The sequence below is a fragment of the Pseudarthrobacter sulfonivorans genome (assembly GCF_001484605.1).
Taxonomy (GTDB): domain Bacteria; phylum Actinomycetota; class Actinomycetes; order Actinomycetales; family Micrococcaceae; genus Arthrobacter; species Arthrobacter sulfonivorans_A.
The window spans coordinates 2,940,881-2,953,748 of record NZ_CP013747.1; the positions used below are offsets into that span (position 1 = coordinate 2,940,881).

Here is a 12,868-nt window from a genome sequence, read left to right on the forward strand (position 1 = left end):
TCCATGGACAGCACCGGTTTTGTTTCCCCGAACCGACGTTCGCTGCTGAAGGCGGCCGGGATTGGGGCGGCCAGTATTGCCGCCATACCCCTCCTGTCCTCCTGCACCGGCGAACCCGCGCGGCTGTCGTCATCGGCGTCGCCAGCACTGCTCCCCGCCCCGCCGGGACAGATCGAACCACTGCTGGACCGGGCGAAAGTTACAAACGCCTTGGCCAAGCTCGACGAATTGATCCAGGATGCCATGGAGAGCACCGGGCTGCCGGGGATGGCCGTAGCCGTGGTGCATCGGGACGAGGTGGTGTACTCCAAGGGCTTTGGGGTCCGGGAAGTCGGTAAGCCGGAGGAGATCGGTCCTGACACGGTGTTCCAGGTGGCTTCTGTGTCCAAGCCGCTGGCGTCCACAGTGGTGGCAGGGTTGGTGGGGCAGCATGTCATCAACTGGACCGACGCCGTCATTGAACACAATAAGAACTTCGCGCTCAAGGATGACTACGTCACGCGGAATGCGAGCTTTGCTGATCTGCTCTCCCACCGCAGTGGGCTGAAAACGAGTTCGGGTGATCTGCTGGAGGACCTCGGATTCGATCGGGCGTACATCCTCGGCCACCTCCATCAGGAGCCCCTTGATACGTTCCGGTCCAGCTACAACTACAGCAATTTCGGCTACACAGAAGCCGGCCAGGCAGCAGCCGACGCGATGAAAACGACCTGGGAAGATCTGGCCGATGAGGTCCTGTTCCGGAAGCTGGGCATGACCGCCAGCAGTTACCGCCATTCGGACTACGAGAAAGCCACCAACAAGGCCATCCTTCACGTGCCGCTCGGGAACAAGGAGTGGGCAGCGAAATACCGCCGCAACGCCGATCCCCAGGCTCCGGCCGGGGGCGCGAGCTCGTCGGTGCGGGACCTTGCCCAATGGCTCCGGCTGCAGCTCGGAAACGGCAGTTACGAGGGCAAACCCGTTATTGATCCGGCTGCCCTCCAAACCACCCACGTTCCCCATATAGTCTCCGGCCCGGCATCGGCCCCGGCTGCCCGGTCCCGTTTCTACGGCCTGGGCTGGAACATCTCCTACGACGACCAGGCCCGCGTCCAGCTGGGACACTCCGGGGCATTTAATCTTGGCGCAGCCACCGCCGTCTCGATGCTTCCGGGTGAACAACTGGCCATAGTAGTCCTGACGAACGGGCGACCACAGGGGATCCCTGAAGCAATCAACGCTGGCTTTCTGGATGCAGCCCAGCACGGAACACCCACGGTGGATTGGCTGGCATTCACCGCCGGCGTCTTCAAACAAATCGATGAGTCCGAGAAACCTGAGGTCGACTACACCAAGACCCCGGCTACCCCCACTCCTCCCCGGACAAACAGTGCCTACACAGGCACCTATGACAACTCCTACTATGGCCAGCTTGTGGTCCTCGAAGACGGCGGGAAACTGGCCATGAGACTGGGACCATCTGGCAGTCCCACGACTTTCCCGCTTACCCACTTTGACGGCGACACGTTCAGCTTCGAATCCATCGGAGAAAACGCCAACGGCCTGGCCGGTGCGCTGTTTGCAGGAGCAGGCAGCGGCTCCTCGCCAACCGTCACCCTGGACTTCTACGACAGAACCGGGCTGGGGACATTCACGCGGGCCTCGTAAGGCAGCGGACGACAGCGGACGACGGCGGGACGTCCCGCCGTCGTCCGCTTACGTCCCCAGGACGTGGGCAGAGGGCGCCGTCGACGCTAGTAAATCCTCATTGTGGTGGGCGCCCAACAGGGCCACCATGTTCGTATGGACGCTGAAACACCGAAGGCGGCGGAGCTGAACCTTCCCCAGGCCTTCCTCCTTCTGGCAACGAACGACATGAACGGCAAACCTGAAGTGCCGGTGTTCGCACTCAGGACCACTGTGGCAGGGGCAATATTGGCCGAGCTGGACCTGATCGGTGCGATCGAGCTGCAGGGGAAGCGCATCAGGGCGACCGGCGACGCCCCGCAAACAGACTTCCAGCGCGAGCTGGAACTCATCCGTGGCAAATCCCGGCCCCACACTCCCAAGGGGTGGGTGGGCATGCTGGAGGGCCGCGCCGTGGTGCAGCGTGTCTACGAGGCGATGGCGTCGCTGGGCATCGTGGAACATGTCGGCGAAAAGCACCTGGGCCGGTTCCGGGCCGTGCGGTACCCGGAGAAGGACCACGCTCCGGAGGCGGCGCTCCTGGAAAAGATCCAGGCCGCCCTCAGCGGCCCGCCGTCCGAACTTGAGGCTCCGGATACGACGGCGACCGACGCCGGCTCTGATGCGGGGACCAGTGATGCCGCGTCTGGTGCGGGGGTGTCCGAGGCCACGAAGGTTGGTGCCGGGGCGCCCGATGCCAAGCCTGATTCGAAGGCGCCAGATGCCAGGACCATAGTGCTGATCGCCCTGCTTCAGGCGGCCGGAATGCTTGGCAAGCTCTTCCCGGCGGCAGATCTGACCCGGGCAACTGAGCTGTCGAAGGACTATTGGCCGTCCCGCGCGGTGGAGGACGAGCTTCGTATGATCAGACTGGCGGAGCAAGAAGCCGCAAACCTGTAGCGCCTGAAACCGCGCCGGCACACCTGATGGACATGGCGCTGTACCGGACGTATTTATCTCAGCTGTGTTGATGAAACCGGGCCCGTAAAATGGGGCCATGGTGAAATCAGTTCCGCGGTTCGCGGAGTGAAGAGCGCTGGTGGGCGTCTGCTGGCCGGACTTGAGCTGGACCGCGCCGCGGCGCAGCCCCTGCACCAGCAGCTGTACGCGCAACTGCGCACACAGATCCTGACGGGTACGCTGCCGACCGGAACCCGCTTGCCCTCGACCCGCACACTGGTCACCGAGTTGGGAGTCTCGCGGATCACCGTCGTGTCCGCGTTCGAGCAACTCACCGCCGAGGGTTTCCTGCGCTCACGCGCGGGAGACGGCACGTACGTCGACACCCTGTGGAGCGATGCCGCCCCGCAGCGGCCGATGTCCCGGCCGCCGCTGTCCGAACGCGGAGCCGCCACCTCGTCGCGGGGCACCGACCTGTTCAGCGAGGCGCCGCACGTGTGGGCGCCGGCCGAGACGGAATCGTTCGTCGCCAGCCAGGTTGCGTCCTCGGCTTTCCCCGCGGCGACGTGGAAGCGCCTGCTGGGACGCCATGCCGGACGCACCGATCCGCTTGCGATCGGGTACAGCGATCCGCACGGCCATCGCCCACTGCGGGAAGCGATCGCGGACTACGTCAACGATGTAAGGGGCCTGGGGTGCACAGCGGACCAGATCGTCGTCACCTCCGGCGCGCAACAGGCGTTCAACGTGCTGGCGGTTCTCCTGCTCGACGCCGGCGACCCCGTCGTCGTTGAGGACCCGGGGCACATCTCCGGACGGCTCGCCTTCCAGTCCCAGGGCTGTCCTGTCCGAGGCGTCCCGGTCGACAACGAGGGAGCGGTCCTCCCGGACGAGCACGACGGCGCGCCCCCGGCCCGTCTGGCCTGTCTGACTCCCGCGCGGCATCATCCGCTCGGCATCGCGATGAGCCCGGCGCGGAGGGCGGAGTGGATCGCCTGGGCGCAGCGAAACGGGAGCTGGATTGTCGAGGACGACTGCGACAGCGAGCTGCGCTACCGCGGGAAACTCCTTCCCACGCTGTTCGGGCTCGATCTGAGCAGGCAAGTGATCACCGTGGGCTCCTTCAGCAAGGTGCTCGCGCCATCGATCCGCCTCGGATACTGCGTGCTGCCGGAGGACCTGGTGGAGCCGTTCGCATCCGCATCGTCGGTCATCGGACGCCCGCCCGCGATGGTGCTCCAGCTGGCACTCACGGACTTCCTGGCGGAAGGACACTTACACTCCCATCTGCGCCGGACCCGGCGTCTCTATGCGGCACGCCAGGACGCCCTGCTCGACGCGATCGATCAGCAGATGAGCCACAGGGTCCAAGCCGGCCCGGTAGACGCGGGCCTGCACGTCATGGGCTGGCTCCGTGAACCGGTCGACGACATCGAGGTAGCGCGGGGACTGGCCGCGGGCGGGGTTTACACCTACCCCCTCGGCGAGTACAAGCTCACCCGACAGCTTCCCCCGGCACTCCTGATCGGGTTCGCCGGCACCGCGGCGGAGCACATGCCGCAGGCCGTCGGCAGGATGGCCGCCGCGTGGGACCGATGGGAGCGCACCACCGCAGGTTCCTGAATGGACTTAACGGCTGAGTGCATAATGGATCTTTTTCGAAATCCATTAACGGCGTACAAATGAGGAGTGACATTCGCCAACACTCCAGATATGCCTCCCGAGGAGCCCACGATGCCCCCAGCCGACGCCCGATTCCAGGCGCTCCTGAGACCCCGCCTCAACGACGAGGAAATGGAGTCCCTGCCCCGCCTCACTGACGAGCTCGCCCGGACCCTGATCGACCGGATCGACCGTGCCCCTCTGTTCGCCCACGCCTACGCCCTCCTCGGCAACCTGACCTACGGCGGGTACGGGCCCGCTGATGTGCTCGACTTCGCGCACCGGCACGGCCTGGCCGGCGCATGCATCCACCTCCTCGACGGCGAGGAGCGGAGCCTGGGCCGGATGAGCGACGACAGGCTGGGCGATTTCGCCGGTCGCGCCCGCCGCCTGGGTCTGAGCATCCACCTCGAAATCAGCACCACCCTGCGCGCGGATGTGGACGAGGTGGTCCGGATCGCTGGCGTCCTCGGTGTCCAGCACATCCGCGTCTACTCGCGTTTCGAGGGCACGCTCTCCGAGGTTATGACACTGATCGAGCAGGACCTGCGCCGGCTCGCCGCGCTCGCAGATGAGCACGATCTGCACTTCTCCTTCGAGCAGCACGAGGAACTGCGCTCCACCGAGGTCGCCGAGTTGCTGCGCCGGGTCTCTCATCCGCGCCTGCACGCCATGTTCGATTTCGGGAACATGATTAATGCCTGTGAGCGCCCCATGGATGCCCTGTCCTCGCTCGCCCCGCACATCCTGCAGGCGCACCTGAAAGGGGTGGATGTTCTCCCCGAGGGGGACGGATACGGTCACCGCGGTGTGCTGCAGGGAAGTCCTGAGGACGACCTGCCCGGTGCACGGATGCTCTTCGAACTCCTGATGCTCGGTGAGGACAAGCCCCAGGTCATCGCCCTGGCTCTCGAACAGGAAAACCTCTACTACGCTCCCGCCTTCCGCCACGCCGGCGAAGGCGAGGACCCGTTCATCCCGTACCGGGATCTGAGCACCACCGGCATCCCGGCCGGATGGACCCGGGATGAACTGCTCGCTGCAGAACCAGGCTGGGCCGACCACCAGGTGGCCTATGTGAAGGATCTGCTCACCTCGCTGCGCGACATCGCCGTATCGCAGCTCGACACAACGAACTCTATGGCAGGTGCACGATGACCACGATGGCTAAAACCGCCGAGAAGGCCACGAAACCAGTCGACTGGAGCAAATGGATCCGCTTCGCTCTGCTCGTTATGGCCGGCGGCACGATCTACAAGCTCGCCAACCTCAAGGACGCGTTCTACGTCCCCATGCAGGAGGCCATGGGCCTCAGCCACACCGAGATCGGTACGCTCCTGAGCGTCAACTCGATCGTCGCGACGGTGCTCTTCATCGTCGGCGGTTACCTCGCCGATCGGTTCTCCACCCGGATCCTCATCCCTCTTGGCCTGGTCGGCACCGGAGCGCTGGGCCTGTTCCTGAGCACCTTCCCGGGTTTCGGCACGCTCCTCCTGGTGTTCGCGCTGCTCGCCGTGTGCTCGGACTGCCTAGTCTGGCCCGCGTTGCTCAAGAGCATCCGGCAGCTTGGCGGTTCGAAGGAACAAGGGCGGCTCTTCGGCCTGCTCGAGGGCGGTCGCGGTGTCGTCGACACCGCCGTGGCGTTCTCCGCACTGGGAATCTTCGTCCTGCTCGGTTCGGGGACCGGCGGATTCCGCGCGGCCGTCGCCTTCTACGCCATCATCGACGTCGTCGTCGGCGTGCTGCTGTTCCTGCTGCTTCGCACTCAGACCAGCGAGCAGGCGAGCGAGCGTCCCGCCCAGACGAAGCAGAAGGCCGGCCTCGGCGAGATCTGGCGCGCGGCGAAGTTGCCCCAGCTGTGGTGGGTGAGCTTCACCGTGTTCATGGTGTACGTCGTGTATTGCGGTTTGACCTACTTCATCCCCTATCTGACTTACATCTACGGGCTGCCCGTCGCACTGGTGGGCGCCTACGGCATCATCAACCAGTACGGCCTGAAGATCCTCGGCGGCCCGCTCGGCGGAGTTCTCGCGGACAAGGTGTTCAAGGGTGCGAGCCGGTACATCCGGCTGGCGTTCCTGTGCCTGATCCCGGTGGTGGCGGTGCTGCTGCTCCTCCCGGCCGATCCGAGCAGCCAGATCCCGGCCATGATCGTGACCCTGCTGTTCTCGCTGATCGTCTTCACCATGCGGGGTGTGTTCTGGGCGCCGATGGACGAAGTGGGGATCCCGGAGGAGACCAGCGGCACCGCCTTCGGAATCGCCTGCCTGGTCGGCTATGCCCCCGGGATGTTCGCGTTCATCGTCTACGGGGCAATCCTCGATGCGAATCCGGGAGCCGGTGGCTACCACATCGTGTTCATCGTGCTCGCGGCGCTCGCGCTCGTGGGAGCGATCGTGTCCAGCGGGCTCGTGCGGGCCGCCCGGGCCCGACGGGCAGTGGCCGAGGTCTGATCGTTTACCCGACGCGGACGACGACGGAACCCCCGGGATCTCCCGGGGGTTTCCGTCGTGAGGTCGTTCGGCGAGGGGCATTGGACCGACCCGGTTCACCCGCCGTAACGGCGCCCTTCAGCCTGTAGGGACCAGACGGAAGCGGACGACGGCGGGACGTCCCGCCGTCGTCCGTTGGTGCGGCCTGTGATGCCCCTAGTTATTCAGGGCCGCATACAGGTTCAGACTTGCCGAGAAAATGAGCCACGAAACATAGGGCAGCATCAGCAACCCGGCAGTCCTGCTGATGGGTCCGAAGTAGAGCACGGTGAACGTCGCCACCACGGCGTGGGCTCCCGCGCGGCGCGGGAGGGCTTGTTCAACGTTGGCGAACACTGACTCACTGTGGACAGTCAGGGGCCCGTTCGTCAAACCGCGACGGCCTGGCCATAAATTTCTGCCGGGAATACGGCGGGAACTCTCGGCGATCACCGGGAAGGCGGACTACTGCGCGTCCGTCCACAGGTCCTCGAGTAGTAGTCGCACGTGTTCCGGCTGCTCGACGTTGGCGAAGTGGCCGCAGCGCGGGATCGTCACAGTCTGCGCGTTCGGCACCATCGCGGCCAGCCGGTCCAGGTCGGAGAGAGACGTGAACACGTCAGCGTCCCCGCGGGTCGCCAGCACGGGGCAGCGGATGCCGCGCCACTGGTCAAAGTCGTAGTTCGCCACTGCCCGGGCGGCCGCGGAGAAGCTGGCCGGACGGGCGTCGCGGCCGAGCCCGCGGATCACCCCTGCGGACATGCCTGCGGGATCGGCGAACAGCGGTGACGTCAACGGTCCCATCACGGGGGTGGCGCCGACTGCACGGACCAGGGCCAGCCCTGCCGGACCCAGGGCCGCCAGTGAGCGCATCAGCAGCCTCATGCCGACAAACGCCGGGAACCTAGACAGGCTGCGCAGTGGCTTGTGGGCGGCCTCAGACACGCCGAATGTCGTGGCCGAAATGGCGGCAACGCTGGCGGTCCGCTCCGGCCACGCCGCGGCAATATGCAACGCCAGGAAGCCTCCCATGGAGTGGCCCACGAGGTTCCATCGCGGGTAGCCGAGCAAGGTCAGCACCTCGGTGACGGCGCGTGCCATCGCCTCGATGCGGAAGTGTTCCAGCCGGGCGCCCTTGGTGGATTCGCCCCAGCCCGGCAGATCAATCAGGACACGATCGCGGGGCGATGCTTCGGACAGCAGCGGCTGGAAGGTGGTCCAGGATCCCGCGGCGCCGTGAAGATACACCTCCACTGTGCCGGACCCCGGAGACCCGGTGCCCTGTTGGACACGCACCGTGCACGGGCCCAGCCCGGTTGGAATGGTGTGCCGCCGCAGCGTGCCCGCCCACGTCGCGGATTCCTGCCGAACGCTCATGCCCGCCTTCCTCTGGTGATCTCTACTGCTGTTGATCTCTAACACTGGTGATCTCTACCAAGGATTCGGAGCCGCGGCGTTACCGGACCGGATGTGCGGAGCACAGCTGCCTGGTGAGGCACCAAACGGAAGCGGACGACGGCGGGAGGTCCCGCCGTCGTCCGCTTAACTGGGCCGCGGGAAGGTTAGAGGTCCAGCACCAGGACGGGGCATGTGGCGCGGGAGACGCAGACCATCATGCAGCTGTTTTCGGTTTTTTCTTCGTGGGTGAGGACGGAGTCGCGGTGGTCGATAGTTCCCTCGATGACCGTGGTTTCGCAGGTACCGCAGGTCCCTTCGCCGCAGGAGGAAAGGATGCGTGTGCCGGCTTCTTCGAGAACGCGCAGGACCGATTTTTCCGCCGGGACGGTCAGCCGTACGCCGCTCGTTGCCAGTTCGATTTCGAACGCCACATCGTGCGCGGTGTCCACCTTCTTTGCCGTGAACCGTTCCAGGTGCAGGGACCCGGAGGGCCATTTCTCGGCACAGATTGCCTCGACGGCGGCCAGGAGCGGCTCCGGACCGCAGGTGTAGACGGCTGTGTGGCTGTCCGGGGAGCCCAAGGCCGTGGGCAGATCGATGATCCCCTTCTGGTCCTGGGGCCACAGCGTGGTTCGGGTGCCGTGGGCTGTCAGCTCATCCCTGAAGGCCATGGAGGAAAGTGTCCGGCCGCCGTAGACGAGGGTCCAAGGCTTTCCCTGCTCCTGTACTTCACGGATCATCGCGGCAATAGGGGTGATGCCGATACCACCGGCGACGAACAGGTAGTTGGGGGCATCGACCAGCCGGAAGTGGTTCCGCGGACCGCGGACAGTCACCGAATCGCCGGCAGCCAGCGCCTCGTGAACGAACTGTGAGCCGCCGCGGCTGTTGGGTGCATTGAGGACACCCACAACGTAGCTGCTCCGATCTTCCGAATTGCCGCAGAGGGAGTATTGCCGCGTCAGGCCGTTCGAAAGAACCAGGTCGATATGGGCGCCGGGTCGCCACGGCGGAAGGTCTTCGCCGTCCTGGTGCTGGAGCGTGAGGAGTACGACGTCGTCGGCTGCGTGTGTCTTCGCTGCGACGCGGGCAACGAAATGGGCCTCTTCGAGGGTGAGGTCCGAAATCGGCCCGGAGATGGTCTCTGTTGTGCTCATGGTCCTGCTCTCAATCTGAAGGTCGTCGCGTGGGATGCGGTGAGGGGAAGTGTGTTCTAGTACTGCGTGAGTGACAGGCGGCTGAGCCGCCCGCCGATGAACCACTCGGTGACGTAGAGCCAGTGACCGTCAGCAGCGATTCCGTGGGGGCTGTTGAAGAACCCCGGGTCCACAACCGGTCCGTCCAGGCCCCCGGGAGTGCGGCGGTTGGGCCAGGCATCGTCCTCGTTCGACCGGGGCCGCGTCTGTTCCAGGACGCGGGTGAACGCATCGCCATCGAACCTCGCGACTCCGCCGAAGAGCTCGGTGACGTAGATCCGGTCTCCGACGAGAACGAGCGAGGACGGGCTGTCCAGGACTCCTTCGCCCAGGATCCGCGACTGCATTCCGTTCCGGTCCATGACCACGATCCGGCGATTGGTGCGGTCCGCCACGTAGATTTCGAGGCGCCCATGGTGGGTCCGCAGCACTATCCCGTGAGGGCAGGCGAAGGCGGTGCCCGTTTCTGCCCCGTCCCGCGTTCCGAGGTAGTGGCCCGAGGCGTCGAAACGGTGCACCAGGCTGGCGCCGTACCCGTCGGCTACCCAGATGTCACCGCTACCGGTGTATCGGGAGTCGTCGACGGCGATCGACGTCGGGCGCCACGACTCGAGTGCATAGTCCAACAGTGGAGGGCATTCCAGTTCGAGGAGGACGCTTCCGTCCCTGTTCAGGATCACTGCCCGCCCGGGCGAGAAGTGATCGGCGTAGGCCGATGCGTCGGCGGGATCCTCGACGAAGCGGTGCCCGGGATCGGCCACCGCGATGACTTCCTCGCCGTCGCGTTCGCAGGTGAAAATGCTGTGCATTTCGGTCAGGGACGTTGGTATGGTTTCGGCGCGACCTGAAGGGTCGATAACCAACAGGTCGCGGCCTTCCGGGTGGGCGCAGAGGACTCTGCCGTCGCTGAGCACGGCGACACCGGAGTGCATCCAGCCGCGTGACTCCGGCAGGAGGCCGGAGAGGTCCTCCCAGCCGCTGACCTCAGTCAACGAACTTCACCGGAAGCTTTGCGAAGCCGCGGACCATTTGCTTGGCCCAGCGCTCAGGCAGCCCGACCACGCGGATCTCAGGGCCTTCGAGGAGAGTCTCCACGAGGACGCGCCCGGCAAGCCGGGCCAGGGGTGCGCCCAGGCAGGCGTGGATACCGTCGCCGAAGGTCATGATGCGGTTCTCCGGCGTCAACTCGCGGCTGATATCAAAGAAGTCCGGGTTCTGGAAGGCCCTTTCGTCCCGGTTGGCGGAGCCCAGCAGGAACATCACCCGGGAGTCCGCCGGTATGGTCACGCCGGCGATGGTGATCTCGGCGGTGGTCTGCCGGCAGAGGTTCTGGCCGGGGGTGTCGAAGCGGAGTGTCTCCTCCACAAAGGCCGGAATGGCGGCCGGGTCCTCCGCAAGGCAGCGCTGGAAGGCCGGGAACTTGTCGAGGGTTGCCACAAGGTTGGTGAGGAGGGCGGCGGGGGCGTCGATGGCTGCCGACAGGATCAGATGGGCGAGGCCCACCTGTTCATCCGGCTCCACTTTCCCGGCGTGCATGCCGAGGATGATCTGGGCGATGGCATCCGACCCTGTGGCGGTGCCGCCGGCTTCGACCTCCTCGCTCCGCTTCCCAAACACGTCCGCGAGGTGCTCTTCGGCTTCCTGGTTGGAGACGGCGGCATCGTCCGGCACGCCGAACTCGCCCACCGTCCGCACCATGGAGCGCAGGAGATGTTCCTGCAGCATTCCGCTGTCCTCAACGGCCATGCCGATCATTTTCGTCGCCGCACCGATAGCCAACGGAAGCGCCACCTCAGTGGCAAAATCTCCGCCGCCGTTCTCGCGGAGTTCCGTGATCAGGTGGCGGGCCAGTGCCCTGATGCCATCTTCCTTTGCCAGGATCTCGCGTCCGACAAAGACGCGGCGGACGGCCGATCGCAGCGACGTGTGCCGGGGAGCGTCCACCATGATCAGATTGCCCGCCCCGTAGGACGCATGGGTACCGTCCATGTCGTTGCCCAGGGCGCTGGAAAGCTGCCCGTGGTTTCGCAGGCCTGCCTGGACATCGGTATAACGCGAGACGACGTACAGATCGCGGCGCTCGTTGTAGTAGACCGGCGCCTTGTCCCGCAGGATTTTGTACAGCTCATAGGGATGGTCATAAGCGGCGTAGGAGAGCGGATCGTAGAAGACGCCGGGATCTGTCTCCAGAGCGGGCTTCGGGCCCATCCCGGGCGCCGCGACAGGGTCCGGCATACGTGCTTCTTCGCCGGCGAGGGCGGCGCCGCTGAACGGGCATTGCTGGATGTCGGTGGTGTTCGGATCAGTGGCTAGCGACATTGGTAGGCCCTGCTTTCGGGGGTTTGCGTGGATGGGAGAACGAGACCTCAGCCCGTGTGGGAAGGAGGATCTGAGCGGAATTTCCTAAAGACTAGCACGTGCCAGTTTTTCGTCAAGGGATGTCCTGACAAACCCGGCGGAGGGCCATCAACCCTCCGCGTATAGGATGTCCAAGTGATCTCTAAACGGCCGACCATGATGGACGTCGCCACTCGCGTCGGCGTTTCACGGCAGCTTGTGGGGCTCGCCTTCCGCAATGAGGCCGGCGTCAGTTCCTCGACGCGGGAACGCATCTTTGAGGCGGCTTCCGAGCTCGGATACAGCCCTGACATCGCAGCGCGGTCACTTCGCCGGCGGAGCAGCAACTACATCGGCGTGCTCTTCAACCCCGCCCATTCATCCGCGGACGACATTGTGGAAGCCCTCTATGCGGCGGCCCACGCGCGTGGCTACAACCTGATTCTCGGCGCCTTGACGGCGACGCGGGACGAGCGGGATGCCATCACGGAACTGCTCGGGTTCCGCACTGAGTCCGTCATTCTGATTTCCCCCGAAACGCCTGTAAACGAGCTGCGGAAACTGGCCAAGAGACTGCCGGTGATCAGCATCGGCAGGCCGCTGCCGCAGGGTGTCTGCAGTGCTGTCCGGTCAGACGGGCAACGGGGGATCGCGGCGGCCGTGGACCATTTGGTGGAACTCGGGCACCGGGACATTGCCTACGTCCTGACGCGGTCACTTCCTGAATTCGCCGCCCGCCACCAGGGATACGTGACCGCCATGGACAGGCATGGACTGCCCTCGCGGGTCCGGGAGGTTGACGGGGACTTCACCGAGGAATCCGGCGCCAGTGCCGCCGAGTCGCTTCTCGCCGAGCCAGTCATGCCCACCGCGGTGGTCTGCTCCAATGACCATGCTGCCATGGGCCTCATCAATAGGCTTCTGCGTGCCGGCTTGCGCGTGCCCGAGGATGTTTCGGTCACGGGCTACGACGACAGCCGCATCGCCAGGCTGTCGTTTGTTGACCTGACGAGCGTCCGCCAGGATCCCGAGGAAATGAGCACGGCGGCCGTCGAGGCCGCAGTTCAGATGATGTCAGACCAGGAGTCGGCGCCCCAGGAACGCATGATCGTTCCCACGCTGGTCATCAGGGGAAGTACGGGCCGGCCCCGGTCAGAGGCGCAGCTGCACCCCAGGTGAACGTGCGCTGACGCCGACGTCCAGGCGCAGCGTCTTTCGCGGGAGGTGTATGCCCTC

General features: G+C 65.3%; 10 protein-coding genes and 1 pseudogene. 6 read left to right on the forward strand and 5 right to left on the reverse strand.

The window, feature by feature from the left end; all coding sequences use genetic code 11:
- Positions 1–3 precede the first annotated feature (3 nt).
- The 5 genes from AU252_RS13230 to AU252_RS13250 all read left to right on the forward strand — a co-directional run bounded on the left by AU252_RS13230 (position 4) and on the right by AU252_RS13250 (position 6,683).
- Positions 4–1,650 carry a serine hydrolase gene (locus tag AU252_RS13230; protein WP_058931126.1) on the forward strand — a complete coding sequence of 549 codons (1,647 nt, stop codon included), beginning with the start codon at positions 4–6 and terminating at the stop codon, positions 1,648–1,650.
- A 135-nt stretch (positions 1,651–1,785) separates the two neighbouring features.
- Positions 1,786–2,568: a GOLPH3/VPS74 family protein gene (locus AU252_RS13235; RefSeq protein WP_058931127.1), complete on the forward strand. Its 783-nt coding sequence runs from the start codon at positions 1,786–1,788 to the stop codon at positions 2,566–2,568.
- Positions 2,569–2,694: 126 nt separating this feature from the next.
- Positions 2,695–4,191: a PLP-dependent aminotransferase family protein gene (locus AU252_RS13240; RefSeq protein ID WP_058931128.1), complete on the forward strand. Its 1,497-nt coding sequence runs from the start codon at positions 2,695–2,697 to the stop codon at positions 4,189–4,191.
- 111 nt (positions 4,192–4,302) lie between these two features.
- Positions 4,303–5,388 (forward strand): sugar phosphate isomerase/epimerase family protein, encoded by a 1,086-nt coding sequence (locus AU252_RS13245; protein ID WP_058931129.1) that lies wholly within the window; start codon positions 4,303–4,305, stop codon positions 5,386–5,388.
- A 5-nt stretch (positions 5,389–5,393) separates the two neighbouring features.
- Positions 5,394–6,683 (forward strand): MFS transporter, encoded by a 1,290-nt coding sequence (locus AU252_RS13250; RefSeq protein WP_058932928.1) that lies wholly within the window; start codon positions 5,394–5,396, stop codon positions 6,681–6,683.
- Between the two features lie 195 nt (positions 6,684–6,878).
- Here the strand turns inward: AU252_RS13250 and AU252_RS23225 are convergent.
- From AU252_RS23225 to AU252_RS13275, 5 genes and pseudogenes are all read right to left on the reverse strand, one after another.
- Positions 6,879–7,007: pseudogene (locus AU252_RS23225) on the reverse strand (tryptophan-rich sensory protein); the annotation flags it as partial.
- Positions 7,008–7,166: 159 nt separating this feature from the next.
- Positions 7,167–8,078 carry an alpha/beta fold hydrolase gene (locus AU252_RS13260; protein WP_058931131.1) on the reverse strand — a complete coding sequence of 304 codons (912 nt, stop codon included), beginning with the start codon at positions 8,076–8,078 and terminating at the stop codon, positions 7,167–7,169.
- Positions 8,079–8,263: 185 nt separating this feature from the next.
- Positions 8,264–9,256 carry a PDR/VanB family oxidoreductase gene (locus AU252_RS13265; protein ID WP_058931132.1) on the reverse strand — a complete coding sequence of 331 codons (993 nt, stop codon included), beginning with the start codon at positions 9,254–9,256 and terminating at the stop codon, positions 8,264–8,266.
- A 56-nt stretch (positions 9,257–9,312) separates the two neighbouring features.
- Complete coding sequence (locus AU252_RS13270) at positions 9,313–10,287, reverse strand: hypothetical protein (RefSeq protein ID WP_058931133.1); 975 nt, start codon at positions 10,285–10,287, stop codon at positions 9,313–9,315.
- Complete coding sequence (locus AU252_RS13275; protein WP_058931134.1) at positions 10,280–11,614, reverse strand: cytochrome P450; 1,335 nt, start codon at positions 11,612–11,614, stop codon at positions 10,280–10,282. The genes AU252_RS13270 and AU252_RS13275 overlap by 8 nt, the downstream gene beginning before the upstream one ends.
- Positions 11,615–11,788: 174 nt before the next feature.
- On the opposite strand from AU252_RS13275, the gene AU252_RS13280 reads away from it, so the two are divergent.
- A complete protein-coding gene (locus tag AU252_RS13280; RefSeq protein WP_205630573.1) occupies positions 11,789–12,811 on the forward strand; it encodes a LacI family DNA-binding transcriptional regulator in 1,023 nt (340 codons plus the stop codon).
- Positions 12,812–12,868 lie beyond the last annotated feature (57 nt).